Annotated in this window: 20 protein-coding genes; 11 read left to right on the forward strand and 9 right to left on the reverse strand. The window is 64.2% G+C overall.

What is annotated here, in order from left to right; genetic code table 11:
• The first annotated feature begins 12 nt into the window (after positions 1-12).
• Genes ACKODO_RS14110 through coaA form a run of 6 tightly spaced genes read left to right on the forward strand, consistent with a single transcriptional unit; the run spans position 13 to position 4017 of the window.
• On the forward strand, positions 13-507 hold the full coding sequence (locus tag ACKODO_RS14110) for a DUF2628 domain-containing protein (RefSeq protein ID WP_408984075.1): 495 nt from the start codon (positions 13-15) through the stop codon (positions 505-507).
• Positions 504-1154, forward strand: coding sequence for an imidazole glycerol phosphate synthase subunit HisH (gene hisH, locus ACKODO_RS14115; RefSeq protein WP_408984076.1), 651 nt, complete (start codon positions 504-506; stop codon positions 1152-1154). Before ACKODO_RS14110 ends, hisH begins: the two co-directional genes overlap by 4 nt.
• Entirely contained in the window at positions 1151-1891 is a 741-nt protein-coding gene (gene hisA, locus ACKODO_RS14120; RefSeq protein WP_408984077.1) for a 1-(5-phosphoribosyl)-5-[(5-phosphoribosylamino)methylideneamino]imidazole-4-carboxamide isomerase, read from the forward strand. The genes hisH and hisA overlap by 4 nt, the downstream gene beginning before the upstream one ends.
• Entirely contained in the window at positions 1888-2676 is a 789-nt protein-coding gene (gene hisF, locus ACKODO_RS14125; protein ID WP_408984078.1) for an imidazole glycerol phosphate synthase subunit HisF, read from the forward strand. The genes hisA and hisF overlap by 4 nt, the downstream gene beginning before the upstream one ends.
• Complete coding sequence (locus ACKODO_RS14130) at positions 2673-2996, forward strand: phosphoribosyl-ATP diphosphatase (protein ID WP_408984079.1); 324 nt, start codon at positions 2673-2675, stop codon at positions 2994-2996. The genes hisF and ACKODO_RS14130 overlap by 4 nt, the downstream gene beginning before the upstream one ends.
• Before the next feature lie 52 nt (positions 2997-3048).
• Entirely contained in the window at positions 3049-4017 is a 969-nt protein-coding gene (gene coaA / locus ACKODO_RS14135; RefSeq protein WP_408984080.1) for a type I pantothenate kinase, read from the forward strand.
• An 18-nt stretch (positions 4018-4035) separates the two neighbouring features.
• On the opposite strand, the gene ACKODO_RS14140 is transcribed toward coaA, so the two are convergent.
• The 4 genes from ACKODO_RS14140 to ACKODO_RS14155 are packed head-to-tail and all read right to left on the reverse strand — an operon-like array spanning position 4036 to position 7526.
• On the reverse strand, positions 4036-5031 hold the full coding sequence (locus ACKODO_RS14140; protein WP_408984081.1) for an adenosine kinase: 996 nt from the start codon (positions 5029-5031) through the stop codon (positions 4036-4038).
• Positions 5032-5086: 55 nt separating this feature from the next.
• Positions 5087-5644 carry a Smr/MutS family protein gene (locus ACKODO_RS14145; protein WP_408984082.1) on the reverse strand — a complete coding sequence of 186 codons (558 nt, stop codon included), beginning with the start codon at positions 5642-5644 and terminating at the stop codon, positions 5087-5089.
• Positions 5645-5647: 3 nt separating this feature from the next.
• The gene (locus ACKODO_RS14150; protein ID WP_408984083.1) at positions 5648-6784 is read right to left on the reverse strand and encodes a murein transglycosylase A; all 1137 of its coding nucleotides are present in this window, start codon (positions 6782-6784) and stop codon (positions 5648-5650) included.
• A 34-nt stretch (positions 6785-6818) separates the two neighbouring features.
• Complete coding sequence (locus ACKODO_RS14155) at positions 6819-7526, reverse strand: Tim44/TimA family putative adaptor protein (protein ID WP_408984084.1); 708 nt, start codon at positions 7524-7526, stop codon at positions 6819-6821.
• 143 nt (positions 7527-7669) lie between these two features.
• On the opposite strand from ACKODO_RS14155, the gene ACKODO_RS14160 reads away from it, so the two are divergent.
• Both ACKODO_RS14160 and secB read left to right on the forward strand, forming a co-directional pair.
• Positions 7670-8161, forward strand: coding sequence for an FxsA family protein (locus tag ACKODO_RS14160; RefSeq protein WP_408984085.1), 492 nt, complete (start codon positions 7670-7672; stop codon positions 8159-8161).
• 102 nt (positions 8162-8263) lie between these two features.
• Positions 8264-8728 (forward strand): protein-export chaperone SecB, encoded by a 465-nt coding sequence (gene secB / locus ACKODO_RS14165; RefSeq protein WP_408984086.1) that lies wholly within the window; start codon positions 8264-8266, stop codon positions 8726-8728.
• Positions 8729-8732: 4 nt separating this feature from the next.
• Here the strand turns inward: secB and dnaQ are convergent, their stop codons facing one another.
• The 5 genes from dnaQ to ACKODO_RS14190 are packed head-to-tail and all read right to left on the reverse strand — an operon-like array spanning position 8733 to position 12390.
• A complete protein-coding gene (gene dnaQ / locus ACKODO_RS14170; protein ID WP_408984087.1) occupies positions 8733-9467 on the reverse strand; it encodes a DNA polymerase III subunit epsilon in 735 nt (244 codons plus the stop codon).
• Positions 9468-9482: 15 nt separating this feature from the next.
• Entirely contained in the window at positions 9483-10073 is a 591-nt protein-coding gene (gene coaE / locus ACKODO_RS14175; protein ID WP_408984088.1) for a dephospho-CoA kinase, read from the reverse strand.
• Positions 10074-10079: 6 nt separating this feature from the next.
• Complete coding sequence (locus ACKODO_RS14180) at positions 10080-10922, reverse strand: shikimate dehydrogenase (protein WP_408984089.1); 843 nt, start codon at positions 10920-10922, stop codon at positions 10080-10082.
• Entirely contained in the window at positions 10919-11560 is a 642-nt protein-coding gene (locus ACKODO_RS14185; protein ID WP_408984090.1) for a Maf family protein, read from the reverse strand. Before ACKODO_RS14185 ends, ACKODO_RS14180 begins: the two co-directional genes overlap by 4 nt.
• Positions 11557-12390 carry a pyruvate, water dikinase regulatory protein gene (locus ACKODO_RS14190; protein ID WP_408984091.1) on the reverse strand — a complete coding sequence of 278 codons (834 nt, stop codon included), beginning with the start codon at positions 12388-12390 and terminating at the stop codon, positions 11557-11559. Before ACKODO_RS14190 ends, ACKODO_RS14185 begins: the two co-directional genes overlap by 4 nt.
• Positions 12391-12790: 400 nt before the next feature.
• Between ACKODO_RS14190 and hemE the strand changes: the two genes are divergently transcribed.
• The 3 genes from hemE to rho all read left to right on the forward strand — a co-directional run bounded on the left by hemE (position 12791) and on the right by rho (position 15717).
• Positions 12791-13810, forward strand: a complete 1020-nt coding sequence (gene hemE, locus ACKODO_RS14195) for a uroporphyrinogen decarboxylase (protein ID WP_408984092.1) — start codon at positions 12791-12793, stop codon at positions 13808-13810.
• On the forward strand, positions 13807-14232 hold the full coding sequence (gene hemJ / locus ACKODO_RS14200; RefSeq protein WP_408984093.1) for a protoporphyrinogen oxidase HemJ: 426 nt from the start codon (positions 13807-13809) through the stop codon (positions 14230-14232). The genes hemE and hemJ overlap by 4 nt, the downstream gene beginning before the upstream one ends.
• Before the next feature lie 219 nt (positions 14233-14451).
• Entirely contained in the window at positions 14452-15717 is a 1266-nt protein-coding gene (gene rho / locus ACKODO_RS14205; protein WP_408984094.1) for a transcription termination factor Rho, read from the forward strand.
• Positions 15718-15733: the final 16 nt, after the last annotated feature.

A 15733-nucleotide genomic window follows, 5' to 3' on the forward strand; every position in this document is an offset into this window, starting at 1 on the left:
GAGGTCGGTCTGATGGCCCGCTACACGGTGCATGTGAAGGGCGAGGGGCCCGATGCCCTGGCCCGCGCGAAATTCGTGCTTGACGGGTTTTCGTGGGCGGCCCTCGCCTTCGGCCCGTTCTGGCTGTTCGCGAAGGGCGCGTGGATCTCGGCATTGCTGCTCATCGCGCTGCTCATCAGCATCGGCATGGTGCTGGGCGGGTTGGGGATCGCAGCGATGTTTCCACTGGTGTCGCTGCTGGTTTCGTTCCTTGTTGCGCTGGAATCGGGCGCGATCCAGGCCTGGGAGCTGGAACTCAAGGGCCATCGTTTCGCGGGCGTGATCTCGGGCGATGACCGAGACGTGATGGAACGCCGGTTCTTCGCGGAAGCGCTCGGCGAAAGGGCCGCTCCTGCGCCGGTTTCCGCTCCCGTCCCCGCCGAATTTGCGCCGACGCGGACCGTGAGCGGCGTCCCGATCATCGGGCTGTTTCCCAATCCCTCCCGCCCCGGAGGAAACCGCTCATGAAGGTCGCGCTGATCGATTATGGCGCGGGAAACCTGCATTCCTGCGGCAAGGCGCTTGAGCGTGCGCTCGCGGCCAATGGCATGGCGGGCACGGTCGAGGTGGGCGCGAAGCCGTGGGTGATCGCGATGGCGGATGCCATCGTGCTTCCCGGCGATGGGGCGTTCAGGGATTGCCGTGATGAATTGGCTGCCGTTTCCGGCCTTGAGCAGGCCTTGCACGAGGCTGTCCGGGTGAAGGCCCGTCCCTTCCTCGGCATCTGCGTCGGCATGCAATTGCTGGCGGATATCGGCGAGGAGCGCGGGGAAACCGCCGGCCTCGGCTGGATTCCCGGTCGCGTGGTGGCGCTCGATCCGGCCGAGCGGCATCTCAAGGTGCCGCATATGGGCTGGAACACGCTGGAATCGCGTGGCTCGCACCCCGTGCTGAAGGACGTGCCCTTCGGCGAGAAGGCCCTGCACGCCTATTTCCTGCATTCCTTCCACCTGTTGCCGAAACATGCGGGCGATTTGCTGGCTATCGCTGATTATGGCGGGCCGGTCTCGGCCATTGTGGGTCGCGAGAACATCGTCGGCACGCAATTCCACCCGGAAAAGAGCCAGCAGCTCGGCCTCCGGCTTCTCCAGAACTTTCTCGCGTGGCGTCCATGATCCTTTACCCCGCCATCGACCTCAAGAACGGCCAATGCGTTCGCCTGAAGCAGGGCGACATGGCGCAGGCAACCGTCTTCAACGATGACCCCGCCGCGCAGGCTGCGCGCTTCGAGGCGCAGGGCTTCGAGGCCTTGCATGTCGTCGATCTCGACGGCGCCTTCGCGGGCGAGGCCGTGAACGGCGCGGCGGTGGAGGCGATCCTCAAGCGCGTGCGCTTTCCGGTGCAACTCGGCGGGGGCATCCGCCGCATGGAACAGGTGGAAGCCTGGCTGTCGCGGGGCATCGCCCGCGTCATCATTGGCACGGCGGCCCTGCGCGACCCCGATTTCGTGAAGAGGGCGGCGAAGGCCTTCCCGGAAAGGATCGCCGTCGGCATCGATGCCCGCGACGGGCGCGTGGCCGTCGAGGGCTGGGCCGAGACCTCGGACATGCGCGATGTCGAACTCGGCAAGCGATTCGAGGATGCCGGCGTGGCGGCCGTCATCTACACGAACATCGCACGGGACGGCATGCTATCGGGCCTCGATTTCGACGGCACGATCGCTTTGGGCCATGCGCTGACCATCCCCGTCATCGCCTCGGGCGGGCTTGCCTCCATCGCCGATATAGAGCGGCTCGCCGCGCCCGACTGCGCGCATCTCGCGGGCGCCATCACGGGCCGCGCGCTCTATGACGGACGGCTCGATCCCGCGCGGGCCATCGCGACCATCCGGGCAGCGGGGGCGGCCGCATGAGTCTCAAGGTTCGCGTCATCCCCTGCCTCGATGTGAAGGACGGGCGCGTCGTGAAGGGCGTGCAATTCGTCGATCTCATCGATGCCGGCGACCCGGTGGAAAGCGCCAGGGCCTATGACGCGGCGGGCGCGGACGAGCTCTGCTTCCTCGACATCACCGCGAGCCACGAGAATCGCGGCACCATCCTCGATGTCGTCAGGCGTACGGCCGAGAATTGCTTCATGCCGGTCACTGTGGGTGGCGGCGTTCGCGCGGTGGAGGATATCCGCGCGCTGATGCTCGCCGGCGCCGACAAGGTGTCGATCAACACCGCCGCCGTGAGGGATCGCGCGATCGTGGGCCGCGCGGCCGAGAAATTCGGCGCGCAAGCGGTCGTCGTGGCGATTGACGCGAAAAACGTCTCCGAGCCGAACGAAGACGACCGCTGGGAAATCTTTACCCATGGCGGGCGCAACCGCACGGGAATCGAGGCGATCCAATATGCCCGCGAGGTGGCCGATCTCGGCGCGGGCGAAATTCTGCTCACCTCCATGGATCGCGACGGCACCAAGGCCGGCTTCGATCTCGCGCTGACCCGCGCGATTGCCGAGGCGGTGACCATCCCCGTGGTCGCTTCCGGCGGCGTGGGGACGCTGGAACATCTTGTGGAGGGAATAAAAGTCGGCAAAGCTTCGGCGGTCCTCGCTGCGTCGATTTTCCATTTCGGCACTTTCACCATCGGCGAGGCGAAAAAGCACATGGCGCAGGCGGGCCTTCCCGTGCGCCTCGACGGGATCACCGGATGAGCCAATTCACCCTCGAACATCTCGAAGCCCTGATCGCGGTGAGGGCCGGCGCCGATCCGGCCGAATCGCACACGGCGAAGCTGGTGGCGCGCGGCATGAGCCAGGCCACGAAGAAACTCGGCGAGGAAGCGGTGGAAACCGTGATCGCGGGCATGAAAGGCGATATCGAGGAACTCACGAAGGAGAGTGCCGATATGCTCTACCATTTGCTCGTGGTGCTCTACATTGCCGGGGTTCCGCTGAAAGACGTGCTTGACGAACTGGCTTCTCGCACGGCCCAATCCGGGATCGCGGAAAAGGCCGCGCGCAAACCCGTCTGAGAGCGGGCGCGGCCGAGGAGGCGAAGATACTCTGGGGGGAGGGGCTTTTTCCATGGATGCTCGCATCTCGAAGCTCGCGCCCGACGTGGATCTCTCGCCGTTCCGCGTTTTCGACCGCCAGGAATGGGCCTCCCTGCGCGCCGATACGCCACTGACCCTCAGCCTCGAGGAGATCAAGGGCCTGCAATCCATGAATGATCGCCTCAGTCTCGAGGAAGTGGTGGAGATCTATCTGCCGCTCTCGCGCCTGCTCGCGCTCTACACCGCGGCGGCGCAGGGGCTCTACAAGGCGACGCAGCGCTTTCTCAATGCCGGAGACGGCAAGGTTCCTTATGTCATCGGCGTCGCGGGCTCTGTGGCAGTGGGGAAATCCACGACCGCGCGCGTGCTGGAAAAGCTGCTGACGCGCTGGCCCAACACGCCGAAGGTGAGCCTGATCACCACGGATGGCTTCCTCTTCCCCAATGCGGAATTGCGCCGCCTTGGCCTGATGGAGCGGAAGGGCTTCCCCGAGAGCTATGACAGCATGGCGATCGTGAAGTTCCTCGCGCAGATCAAGGCGGGCGAGCGCCATGTGTCCGCGCCGCTCTATTCGCATCTCGTCTATGACGTGCTGCCCGGCGAGCAGCAGCTCGTGGACCGGCCGGATATCCTGATCTTCGAGGGCCTCAACGTGCTCCAGCCGCCCAAGCTGCCGCGCGATGGCAAGCCGGTGCCCTACGTGTCGGACTTTCTGGATTTCTCGATCTATATCGACGCGGATGAGGATTTGTTGCGCAAATGGTATGTTGATCGCTTCATGGCCTTGCGCGAAACCGCCTTCCGCAAGCCGGAGAGCTTCTTCAACCGCTATGCCGAGATCCCCGATGCGGAAGCGCTGGCGACTGCGCATAGCCTGTGGGACCGGATCAACCTGCCCAACCTGCGCGAGAACATCTTCCCCACGCGGCCCCGCGCTGATCTCATCCTGCGCAAGGGCGAGCGCCACACGATCGAGGAAGTGGCGCTGCGGAAACTCTGAGGGTCAGGAGCCCAGGCCTCAAAGCAGCCCGTTTTCCTGCGCCAACACCTTCAGCGACCGTTCCGGGCGCGCGCCGAGCTTCTGGATGACATGGCTCGCGGCCATCGTGCCGAGGCGGCCCGCCTTCTCGTAGCCGAGGCCCGCCGTGTAGCCGAACAGGAAGCCCGCCGCGAAGGCATCGCCCGCGCCGGTCGCATCCTCCAGCGTCTCGATCGGGTAGGCCTGCACGGAGACGGTCGTGGGCCCCTCGATGATGACAGCGCCCTTCTCGGACCGCGTCACCGCCGCGCGCTTCGCCTCGTTGCGCAGCGCCGCGAGGGCGGTGTCGAAATCGGCGGTCTCGTAGAGCGCCTTCAGTTCATGCTCGTTCGCGAAGACGAGATCCACGGTGCCGCTCACGATGAGCTGGCGGAATTCCGCGCGGTAGCGATCGACGCAGAAGCTGTCGGAGAGGGTGAGTGCGACTTCGCGACCGGCTTCATGCGCCAGGTCCGCCGCCTTGCGGAAGGCGAGCTTCGCGGCGGGCGGGTCCCAGAGATAGCCTTCGAGATAGGTCACGGCCGCGGCCTGCACGGTGGCGGGGTCGATATCGGCCTCGGTCAGGTTCTGGCAGGCGCCGAGGAACGTATTCATCGTGCGCTCGCCATCGGGCGTCACGAGGATGAAGCTGCGCGCCGTGGCCTTGCCGTCGACCGCCGGACGGGTGCCGAAGGCTACACCGGAGGCCACGATGTCATGGGCGTAGAGATCACCTAACGGATCGGCCTTCACCTTGCCGATGAAGGCCGAGCGGGCACCCAACGAGGCCGCACCGACACCGGTATTCGCAGCCGAACCGCCCGAGATGATCGTGACCGGGCCCATCGCGGCGTAGATGGCTTCCGCGCGATCCTCGTCGATCAGCGTCATCGAGCCCTTCACCACGCCCTGGCGATTCAGGAAATCCTCCTCGCAGCGGGCGATCACATCGACGATCGCATTGCCGATGGTGAGGACGTCATAGGTGCGGGACATGGGATTTTCCGGTTCACGAAGGGTCGCGAGGGGATGGCCGAGCGGAGGCGGGGCGTCAAGCCTTCTCGAACCTGCGCACCCGACGCAGACGCACATAAAGCGCCCCCTCGCCCCCATGGCCCGGCGCTGAGGCCTCGTAACCGAGCACGATGGTGCGCAGGGCAGGGTCGGCCAGCCAATGCGGCACGAGGCGCCGCAAGACGCCGCGCTCCTCGCCGCGGGCATCAAGGCCGCCACCCTTGCCGGTGATGACCAGAACGAGCTTCGCGCCGCGATGATGCATGGCGTAGAGGAATTCGAGCAAATCGCGATGCGCCTCGGCCTGTCGCAGGCCATGCAGGTCGATCCGACCGTCGAGCGGCTGCAACCCTCGCGCGACATCGCGCCGGGCACGCCGATCCAGCGGCGCGAGGGGCGGAATGGGGCGTGGCGCGTCCTTTTTCAGGGGCTTTCGCGGGTCATTCTCTGTAATTGGCAGCGGTGCCGGGACCGCCGGCGGCGATTCCTCCGGCAATTCGGGCAGCATGCGGCCCGGCAAGGGTTTCGCCTGCCGTGCAACATGGTGCCAGACCTGAACCTCATCCGAGGATAATCCGCGCCGCTTGCGCCGCATGGGTCATCCCCCCCGAGGCCAGAGGACGACAAAACGCATCGAATCGCGCACGAGACCGGCGCGCTGCCCTGCCTCGGGGCCTGATCCCATGAAGAAATCCCCGCGCGCCGGGCCGAGAATCGCCGAACCGGTATCCTGCGCGATCATCAGGCGATCGAGAGGCCGGCGCGGACCTTCAGGCGTGAGCGGCGCAACCTCGATCCAGACCGGCAGTCCATAGGGCCAGATCGTCCGATCCACCGCGAGGCTACGTCCTGTTGTCAGTGGAACACCCGCGCCACCGATTGGGCCGCGCGCAGGATCGAGCATCGGCTCGAGCGCAAAGAAGATGTAGGAACGGTTCCGCTCCATCAGCGCGCGCCCGCGCGCCGGATCGGCCCGAAGCCAGCCCATCAGGCGCTCCAGCGACATCTCCGGGAGGGGTATCTCGCCCTGCTCCGCGAGAATTCGGCCGATGGAGGTGTAGGGATGCCCGTTCCGCCCGGCATAGGTGAATCGCGCGCGCGTGCCATCCGTGAAGGTCAGGCGTGCCGAGCCCTGCACCTGGATGATGAAAAGCTCGGCCTCGTCCCGGAGCCATGCGATTTCAAGACCCTGGCCGGCCAGCGCACCCGCCCGGATCGCCGCGCGATCCGCATAGATGGAAAGAACGCCCCCGCTCATGCTGGCGGCAGAATAGGTCTGGTCGATCCCCGGCGGGCGGGGTTCATCCTGCGCGAAGGTCACGAGGTCCGGCGGACGGCGCAGCACCGGCACGGGAAACTCTGCCATGCGCTCGCGGGACGCCACGATTTCCGGTTCGAAATAGGCCGTCAGGAAGCCATTCCCAATCCTGGGTCGGATTTCGAAGGGCTGGAAATGCGCCTCGAAGAACGCCCGCGCAGCCCGGCTGTCAGTGATCGGCTCGGCAAGAGATTTGCGACAGATGGCGACGAGCCCTTCCGGCGGCTTCACGCCGAGCCGCTGGGCAGCGGCACCTTCGGCCAAAGGCTTGCAGGTCTCGAGAAAGGCGCGGAAGGCGGCGCCCGCATCGTCCTGCCCCCAGACGGAGAGCTCGGAGAAGGCGAGCGGGCGCAGATCCGCCTGTTCGGCCACGGTTTGCAGGGCGCGCGGGATTTCGGCTGGCGCAGCGCCACTCACGGCCAGAAGCCCCAGCCCGGCAACGACCAGAGCCTCAGGCCGATTCAGTCGCCACCAGACGCCAGTTCGGATCCCGCGAGGTGACATCGCGCGCGAAGGTCCAGATATCCGTGACATCGGTGACCTTTTCGGGGTTGCCATCGATGACCGCGCCCTGCGCATCACGCGTTGCGGTGATGAGCTTGGAGAGGAATTTCACCGTCACCTGCGCACTCTTCGCGCGCAGCAGGGCATCCGAGAATTCGGCCTTGTCGATGGAGACGAATTGTGTCTCGACCTTCTCGTTGCGGCTCTCGCGATCCTTGATCGCGCCCTCGAAGCCCTCATAGACCTCTGGCGAGAGGAGATCCTTCAGGGTGCGGCGGTCGCCCTGCGCGAAGGCCATCACGATCATTTCATAGGCCGCCCGCGCGCCGCCAAGGAACTCGCGCGGGTTAAAGGTGGAATCGCTCTGCATGATCTGGACAAGGCCGCCAAAAGCGGGCGAATCCGGCGGAACCACGCCGGCCAGGCGGGCTTCCGGCTCGGCGGCCGGCTGAGGTCCCCGCACGCTGGCGAGCGGCACGACATTGGTGTTGCTGGCGCCCGGCGCCGGCTGTTCCGCCGCCTGCTCGCGGCGAATCATCAAATCCTGAGGCGGTTTCTCGGTGCCCGTGCGTTGGCCCAGAACCGAGCGCAGCTTGTAGATGACGAAAATCGCCAGCCCGAGGAAAACAAGCGTGAGAATGTCGAAGTTCTGCATCGAGGAGCACCTGTACAGTCGCGAAACCCATGGGCGCGACCCATTGGTTCCTGCTTTATCCTTCCCATATAGGGTGTTCGATTGTCTGGCGCCATCCCCGATTCGACCGCCAGGCGCAAGGAAAACGAGGCGAAAGATTCCGGATGGGCCGATTTCCCGACCCGAATGAGCGCAATATGGCCATGGCGCGCGGCCTTCAGGCTTTCGTGCTGCGCCCGGGCCTGTGGTTTCTGCTCTGGATGGCGCTGGAAGGCGCGTTGTTCATGCTGCTGGCCCAGAAATGGGGTCTTGGAACCGTCCTTCTTGCGGCCATCTGCAAGAGCGCGCTGGGGCTTTTCGCGCTGGTCTGGCTGACCGGGCGCTCCCTGCTGAAGGTTTCCGCGCCGGGCTTCGGCCTCATCCAGCTGGAAAGGCTCGGCACCGGCATGATGCTCGCGCTGACCCTGATGATGCCGGGTTTCGTGCTTTCGCTTTTCGGGCTGGCGCTGCTGGCGCCGGGGCTGCGCAGCGCGATCATCCGGCGCGCTGCGCCGCCGCCGCAGAGGGATGACGTGATCGATCTTGAACCCGGAGAATGGCGCGAAATCCCCACGCGTGAAACCCGCTTGCCGCCCGATGCACCGAACCGGCCTTGAGGCGCGCGGGCCTTGCGTGTAATCCAGCGCCCGAATATCGGGTGCTTTCATAGCCCCGGCGGGCGAAATTCCCGCCTGACACACGAGGACAGGATCAGAACCATGGCTGAAGGAAATGGCGGCATGCCGCAGCTCGATGCGCTTGCGCAATATGTGAAGGATCTGTCCTTCGAGAACCCGAATGCACCGCGCTCGCTGCAACCGAAGCAGGTTCCGCCGGCCATCAATGTCCAGGTGAACGTGAACGCGAAGGAACTGGGCGGCGGCGAATTCGAGGTCGATCTCTCGCTCGAGGGTTCGGCGGGCGAGGCCGACGACCTGATCTTCCGCTTCGAGCTCCTGTATTCCGGCATTTTCCGGCTCGTGAACATTCCCGCCGAGCACATGCACCAGGTAGTGATGATCGAGTGCCCGCGCCTGCTCTTCCCGTTCGCGCGCTCCATCGTGGGCAATGCTGTTCGTGACGGCGGCTTCCCGCCCTTCCTGCTCCAGCCGATCGATTTCGGCGCGCTTTATCACCAGAGGATGGCAGAAATGCAGGATTCCGGCGCGTCCGCGCACAACTGAACCCTCACGCGGGAGGCGGCACCGCCGCCGCCTTTTCCGCCTCGGCCCAATAGGCCTTCCAGAGCGCCTTTTCGCCCATCTCCGCCACGAAGGCGCGGTGCAGGGCGCGTTCTTCTTGCGTGATCAGATGGATGGCGGAGAGTTGCGCGCGCTGTTGAGCCTGCCCTGCGGCATCCCGGCCGGGTCCGCCGTCGTGCTCGGATGAGGCGCCGAGCAGCAGGCTCGATTGCTTGCCGCCGGTCAGCTCCGCATAGATTTCCGCGAGGATCTCGGCATCGAGCAGCGCCCCATGGCGCGAGCGCCGGCTGTTGTCGATGCCATAGCGGGCGCAGAGCGCATCGAGCGAGTTCTGCTGGCCCGGATGTTTCCGCCGGGCGATGGCGAGGGTATCGATCACCCGGTCTGCGGCGAGCGAGCCCTTTTTCATGCGCTTCAGTTCGGCATTCAGGAAACCCATATCGAAGCTCGCATTGTGGATGACCAGTGGATCATCCCCGATAAAGGCGAGAAACTCCTCGGCGACCTGCCGGAAGACCGGCTTGTCAGCAAGAAAAGCATCGGAAAGCCCGTGCACCGCGAAAGCTTCGGGCGACATCGGGCGCTCCGGGTTGATGTAGCGGTGGAAGACCTGCCCCGTGACGAAGCGGTTGACGATTTCCACGCAGCCGATCTCCACGAGACGGTCGCCGCGCAGGGGGTCGAGGCCGGTCGTTTCGGTATCGAGCACAATCTCGCGCATGGTTCCGCCCGAATGTCAGTAGAGGCGCGGTGCCAGGGCCCGGAGAAGGGCCTGAAGATCGTTCCGCGCGGCCGGAAAACCCCGGCCGGTTTCCAGTATGACATGGGCGCGTTTGCGTTTCTCGGCATCCGGCATCTGGCGATTCAGAAGAGCGTGGAAAAGTTCCTCGGTCATGTCGGGCCGGGCCATCACGCGCGATTCTTGAGTCGCGGGCGAAACGGTGGTCACCAGCACGGCATCACACCGGTTTTCGCCTTTCGTTTCGAAGAGCAAGGGCACATCGAGCACGATGAGCCTGTGGCCCGCGCGTTGGGCTTGGGCGATCGCCTGCTCCTCTTCTTCGCGCACGAGCGGATGCACGATCGACTCCAGTTTCCGAAAGCGCTCCGCCTTGCCATCCAGCGCGCCCGCGAGCTTCCTGCGATCTACCTCGCCATCCTTGACCGTGCCGGGAAAAGCCTCCTCGATCAGCGGCGCGGCGCGTCCGCGATAGAGGGCGTGAACCGCAGCATCAGCATCATGAACCGGCACGCCGAGTTCGCGCAGCATGGCAGCGGTGGCGGATTTGCCCGTGCCGATCGAACCCGTGAGGCCCAGCCGGAACATTTCGGGTCACTTCGGCAGATGCGCGACGATATGCGCATGCAGGGCTTCGGTGACCTCCGGTTTACGGCCGAACCATTTCTCGAAGCCGGGCACGGCCTGATGCAGCAGCATGCCGAGGCCATCAAGCGTCTTGAGCCCGCGCGCCTTCGCCGCCGCCAGAAGCGGTGTTTCCAGCGGCACATAGACGATATCCGCAACGATCGCGTGCGCGGGAAGGGTGGAAAGATCGAGCGTCAGCGGTTCCTTGCCCTGCATGCCGAGGCTCGTCGTGTTGATCAGGAGATCGAATTCGGCGAGCGCCGTGTCTTTCGCGGCCCACGGAACGATCTCGACCGGGGCATCGGGCGCGACCTTCTTCAGGTCGGCCACCAGCTTGCGGGCGCGATCCGACGAGCGGTTGCAGAAGGCGAGTCGCCGGGGTTTCCGCTCCAATAAAGGCATCGCAAGGCCGCGCGCGCCGCCGCCCGCGCCAAGCAGGAGGATGCGGCTGTTGGCCTGCTCCCATCCGGGATGAACGGCATCGAGATGGGCAACGAAGCCGACCCCATCCGTGTTGTCGCCCCAGATCTCGCCATTCTCGAACCAGATCGTGTTCACGGCTTCGAGCGCGGAGGCACGTGGCGTGGTGTGCGTGCAGGCGCGGAAGGCCGCTTCCTTGTTGGGAATCGTGACATTGCAACCCGCGAATCCGCGCGCAGGGAGGCTTTGGAGGAAGGTGGCCACATTCTCCGGTGGCACTTCCTCGCGGCCATATTCGCCTGCAATGCCATATTCCTTCAGCCAGAAGCTGTGCAGCAAGGGCGAGCGCGCCTGAGAGACCGGAAATCCAATGACGAGCGCGCGCTTCATGCCTCGATCTCCTCGGCGCCGGCCAGCACGCCCGCCTCGCGCAGCGCATAGAGCACTCCGAGGAGCGGCAGGCCGAGAATGGTCGCGTGATCGCCGACGATCTCCGAAAAGAGATGCGGACCGAGACCCTCCATCTCGTAGCCGCCGACGGTTTCGGTGACCCGCGGACCCATCGCGTCGAGATAGCGTTCAAGAAAGGCGTCGTCAAAAGGCCGCATGAGCAGCGTAGCTGAGGAAAGGCCTGCCCAGAGCACGGTTTCGCCGCGCCGCAGGGCCGAGGCCGAATGCAGGTGATGCGCCTTGCCCCGGAGACGCGCGATCTGCGCCTGTGCAGCGCCGCGATCCGCCGGCGTCATGAAGAGAGAGCCCTCCAGGTCGAGGGTCTGGTCGGCGGCGAGAACCAAGCGATCCGGGTGAAGCCGCGCGACAGCCTCGGCCTTGGCATGGGCCAGGGCGATGGCGATTTCAGCAGGGTCGGCACGGCTTTCCAGCAGAGTGGCGGCGATCGCCTTCTCATCCACCCGCGGCCGGACGATCTCGAGCGGGATACCACAGGATTCCAGCAGCAGCCGACGCGCGGAACTGCCCGAGGCGAGAACGAGTGGCTCGTCGCCGAGCCAGAAAGGGGAGGCACTCATTGCGCGATCAGCCCCAGGCGATGCGTGCGGTGCAGATCGATGATGGCCGCGGCGGTCTCTTCGATCGAGCGGCGCGTGACATCGATCACCGGCCAGTCATGCTTGTCGAAGAGCCGCCGGGCCCGCAGGATTTCATCGATCACGGATTGCTTGTCCGTGTAGGCCGCGTCCCGGTCATCGGCATTGAGCGCGAGCAGGCGGTTCTGGCGGATCTGCACGATGCGCTCGGGCGAGGCCACCAGACCCACGACCAGCGGCTTGAACAGGTGCTCGAGTTCCGTCGGCGGCGGCACACCTGGCACCAGAGGCACATTGGCGGTCTTGATGCCGCGATTGGCGAGATAGATGCTCGTTGGCGTCTTGGAGGTGCGGCTGACGCCCACCAGCACGACATCGGCCTGCTCGAGATTGTCGAGCAGCTGGCCGTCATCATGCATCATGGTGAAATTCAGGGCATCGATGCGCCGGAAATACTCGGTGGAAAGCGTGTGCTGTCCACCGATGCGCGGGGTCATCGCCACGCCGAGATAGGATTGGAACAAACCAACGATCGGCTCCAGGACCGACATGCTCGGGCACCCCATTTCCTCGCAGGCCGAGCGCAGGCGCTCCGACAGATCCTTCTCGACAAGCGTGAAGAGAACAATGCCCGGCTCGCTTTCGATTTCCGAGATCACGCGATCGAGTTGCCGCATGTTGCGCACCAGCGGATAGACATGCTCGATCGGCGAGATGCCCTGATACTGGGCCGTCGCGGCTCGCCCGACGGTGATCAGCGTCTCGCCGGTAGAATCCGAGACGAGATGGAGATGAAAGAAATTGCGGCCCATCGCGTTCCGTAACTCGCTGGATTCGCCCGGTTGTCTGGCTTGTCTACGGACTTCTCCACAGGGCTGTTGTCAAGCCGGGAAAGCCGGGCTGAACGCGGGCATCGCTGGCCCGCATCGCTTTCGGGGTGGGGAAAAGCCCGCATTCGGATTCACAGACCCACAAGCGGGAGAGGTTCGGAAATGTCAGGAATGATATCCGGCATAAGCTCCTGGCTTGTGAATCCGCGGCAGGAACTCTCTTGTTTTCAAGCGGTTCGGGAAGCACGGTCCGAGGCGGGCTGTGGATGGTATCGCGGATGGATGGCAAGGTGCTGTGGACGGAAGCCGTCTTTCGCTCTAAGCCCCTCCAAGAGAAAAAGAAAAGAAGAAGGTTTCCTTTCTTTATTAGAGGGGTCTAGGAATGGATGGTTTGCGTGGTTTGTTTACCGGACGGGTCAAGACCCGGCCACCGGTTTGGCTCATGCGGCAGGCGGGGCGTTATCTTCCGGAATATCGCGAGGTGAGGGCAACGGCACCTGATTTCCTGTCCTTCTGTTACACCCCGGAACTCGCGATCGAGGTGACCTTGCAACCGATCCGGCGGTTCGGCTTCGATGCATCGATCATCTTCTCCGACATTCTCGTCATTCCCGATGCCCTGGGGCAGCGTGTTCGGTTTGTGGAAGGCGAAGGCCCAAGGCTCGATGCCATTGAAACACCGGAAGCGTTGACAGCGCTGGCAGCCAAACTCGACGAGGAAGAGCTTCAGCCGGTCTATGAGGCCCTTCGCGGCGTGCGGGCAGCGCTCCCCGCCTCGACCTCGCTCATCGGCTTCTGCGGCGCTCCCTGGACCCTGGCGACCTACATGATCGCCGGTCAAGGGACGCCGGATCAGGCGCCGGCGCGGCTCTTCGCCTATCGGCATCGCGAGGCTTTCGCAAAGCTCATCGACACGCTGACGGAAAGCTGCATCATTCATCTCATCCGGCAGATCGATGCCGGGGCGGAAATCGTCCAGATCTTTGATTCCTGGGCCGGGCCGTTGCCGCTTTCGGAATTCGACGCATGGTGCGTGGAGCCCGTGGCGCGGATCACCAGCGCCGTTCGGGCACGCCACCCACATGTGCCGGTGATCGCCTTCCCGCGCGCCGTCGCCGGAAGCCTGCGCGGCTTTGTCGATCGCACCGGCGTTCAGGCGATCAGTCTCGACACGGCGGCCCGACTGGCAGAGGTTCGGGTTGGCTTGCCGCCGCAGATTGTCACGCAGGGCAATCTCGATCCCCTCGTGCTGATCGCAGGTGGCGATGCGCTGGATCGCGCGGTCGATGACATTCTCGCGGCGACGGATGGGCTGCCGCACATCTTCAATCTCGGGCATGGCATCCTGCCGCAGACGCCGATTCCCCATGTCGAACGCATGCTGGAGCGCATTCGCGGATGATGGACCTCTGGATCAAGACCCTGCATGTCCTGGCGGTCATCTCCTGGATGGCCGGGCTGCTCTATCTCCCGCGGCTCTTCGTCTATCATTCGAGTGTCCCGGCGGGTTCCGAGCAGGATCGCCTGTTCCGGGTGATGGAATACCGGCTTTATCGTTACATCATGCGGCCGGCGATGATCGTGGCGTGGATCACTGGGCTCTGGCTTGCCTGGTCGAGCTTTGGCCTCAGGGGGGGCTGGCTGCATGCCAAACTCGCGCTGGTCGTCGCGCTGTCGGCCCATCACGGGTTTCAGGGCTTCTGGCTCAGAAGCTTTGCCGCCGGAACGAACACGCGGCCGGGCCGTTTCTTTCGCATCCAGAACGAAGTACCCACGCTTCTGATGATCGGCATCGTCATTTTCGTGATCGTGAAGCCTTTTTGAAGCGGCTCTTGTGAAGCGGCGCGAAAGGCGCTAATCGAGCAAGTGAATCCGCCGTTTTGCTCTCGATCTGCGGCGAAACGGGTCCGGATTTGGTCGCCGCCTGATCGGCACGAGCCCGTTGGCCGTGCTGTCGGTGATCCGGACCGCGAGAGACGGGCCCTATTTTTCCCCAACCCCGGGCCGTCTCCGGCCCTTCCCGACCAGACAAGGTTTTTCGTCATGCCCGAGATCAAGCTTCAGGATCTCAAGACAAAATCTCCAACGGAATTGCTCAACTTCGCCGAGGAACTCGAGGTTGAGGGGGCCAGCACCATGCGCAAGCAGGAGCTGATGTTCGCGATTCTGAAGCAATTGGCCGCCCGTGACACCGAGATCATTGGTGAGGGCGTGATCGAAGTACTTCAGGACGGATTCGGCTTTCTGCGGTCTCCGGATGCGAATTACCTCGCAGGCCCGGATGATATCTATATTTCACCGATGCAGATCCGGAAATTCTCGCTGCGCACCGGCGATACGGTAGAGGGTCTCATTCGCTCACCGCGCGACGGCGAGCGCTATTTTGCGCTGCTCAGGGTGAACACCATCAATTTCGAGGACCCGGAGAAAGCGCGCCACAAGGTGCATTTCGACAACCTGACGCCGCTTTATCCGGACCAGCGGCTGAAGATGGAAACGATTGATCCCACGAAGAAGGACATGTCCTCGCGTGTGATTGATATCGTCTCGCCGATCGGCAAGGGCCAGCGCGCGCTCATCGTCGCCCCGCCGCGCACCGGCAAGACCGTGCTCCTGCAGAATATTGCGCAGTCGATTACCGGCAATCACCCGGAATGCTATCTTATCGTCCTGCTGATCGACGAGCGACCCGAGGAAGTGACCGACATGCAGCGTTCCGTGCGCGGCGAGGTCGTCTCGTCCACCTTCGACGAGCCTGCGACCCGCCACGTGCAGGTGGCCGAAATGGTGATCGAGAAGGCGAAGCGCCTGGTCGAGCATGGGCGCGACGTGGTTATCCTGCTCGATTCGATCACCCGTCTCGGCCGGGCCTACAACACGGTCGTTCCGTCTTCGGGCAAGGTGCTGACCGGCGGCGTGGATGCGAATGCCCTTCAGCGCCCGAAGCGCTTCTTCGGCGCGGCCCGCAACATCGAGGAAGGTGGCTCTTTGACGATCATCGCGACGGCGCTGATCGATACCGGCAGCCGCATGGATGAAGTGATCTTCGAAGAGTTCAAGGGCACCGGCAACTCGGAAATCGTGCTCGATCGCAAGGTTGCGGACAAGCGGGTCTTTCCCGCGCTCGATATCCTCAAATCGGGCACCCGCAAGGAAGAACTCATCACCCCGCGCGACCAGCTCCAGAAGACCTATGTGCTGCGCCGCATCCTGAACCCGATGGGCCCGCAGGACGCGATCGAGTTCCTGCTCGACAAGCTTCGCCAGACCAAGACCAATGGCGAGTTTTTCGATTCCATGAATACCTGACCATGAAGACCTGACA

It is taken from the genome of Rhabdaerophilum sp. (genome assembly GCF_046092605.1).
Classification (GTDB): domain Bacteria; phylum Pseudomonadota; class Alphaproteobacteria; order Rhizobiales; family Beijerinckiaceae; genus Rhabdaerophilum.

Excerpts from the sequence above, each read along its gene's own strand:
- coaE (WP_408984088.1), bottom strand. The coding sequence starts at position 10,073 with ATGTTCCGGCTGGGCCTCACGGGTTCGATCGGCACGGGCAAATCCGCC.
- ACKODO_RS14190 (WP_408984091.1), bottom strand. The coding sequence starts at position 12,390 with ATGGGCCGCAATTTCTTTCATCTCCATCTCGTCTCGGATTCTACCGGC.
- hemJ (WP_408984093.1), top strand. The coding sequence starts at position 13,807 with ATGATGGACCTCTGGATCAAGACCCTGCATGTCCTGGCGGTCATCTCC.
- ACKODO_RS14180 (WP_408984089.1), bottom strand. The coding sequence starts at position 10,922 with ATGAAGCGCGCGCTCGTCATTGGATTTCCGGTCTCTCAGGCGCGCTCG.
- coaA (WP_408984080.1), top strand. The coding sequence starts at position 3,049 with ATGGATGCTCGCATCTCGAAGCTCGCGCCCGACGTGGATCTCTCGCCG.
- ACKODO_RS14110 (WP_408984075.1), top strand. The coding sequence starts at position 13 with ATGGCCCGCTACACGGTGCATGTGAAGGGCGAGGGGCCCGATGCCCTG.
- ACKODO_RS14185 (WP_408984090.1), bottom strand. The coding sequence starts at position 11,560 with ATGAGTGCCTCCCCTTTCTGGCTCGGCGACGAGCCACTCGTTCTCGCC.
- ACKODO_RS14145 (WP_408984082.1), bottom strand. The coding sequence starts at position 5,644 with ATGCGGCGCAAGCGGCGCGGATTATCCTCGGATGAGGTTCAGGTCTGG.
- ACKODO_RS14130 (WP_408984079.1), top strand. The coding sequence starts at position 2,673 with ATGAGCCAATTCACCCTCGAACATCTCGAAGCCCTGATCGCGGTGAGG.
- hemE (WP_408984092.1), top strand. The coding sequence starts at position 12,791 with ATGGATGGTTTGCGTGGTTTGTTTACCGGACGGGTCAAGACCCGGCCA.
- dnaQ (WP_408984087.1), bottom strand. The coding sequence starts at position 9,467 with ATGCGCGAGATTGTGCTCGATACCGAAACGACCGGCCTCGACCCCCTG.
- ACKODO_RS14160 (WP_408984085.1), top strand. The coding sequence starts at position 7,670 with ATGGGCCGATTTCCCGACCCGAATGAGCGCAATATGGCCATGGCGCGC.
- secB (WP_408984086.1), top strand. The coding sequence starts at position 8,264 with ATGGCTGAAGGAAATGGCGGCATGCCGCAGCTCGATGCGCTTGCGCAA.
- hisF (WP_408984078.1), top strand. The coding sequence starts at position 1,888 with ATGAGTCTCAAGGTTCGCGTCATCCCCTGCCTCGATGTGAAGGACGGG.
- ACKODO_RS14140 (WP_408984081.1), bottom strand. The coding sequence starts at position 5,031 with ATGTCCCGCACCTATGACGTCCTCACCATCGGCAATGCGATCGTCGAT.
- ACKODO_RS14155 (WP_408984084.1), bottom strand. The coding sequence starts at position 7,526 with ATGCAGAACTTCGACATTCTCACGCTTGTTTTCCTCGGGCTGGCGATT.
- hisA (WP_408984077.1), top strand. The coding sequence starts at position 1,151 with ATGATCCTTTACCCCGCCATCGACCTCAAGAACGGCCAATGCGTTCGC.
- rho (WP_408984094.1), top strand. The coding sequence starts at position 14,452 with ATGCCCGAGATCAAGCTTCAGGATCTCAAGACAAAATCTCCAACGGAA.
- hisH (WP_408984076.1), top strand. The coding sequence starts at position 504 with ATGAAGGTCGCGCTGATCGATTATGGCGCGGGAAACCTGCATTCCTGC.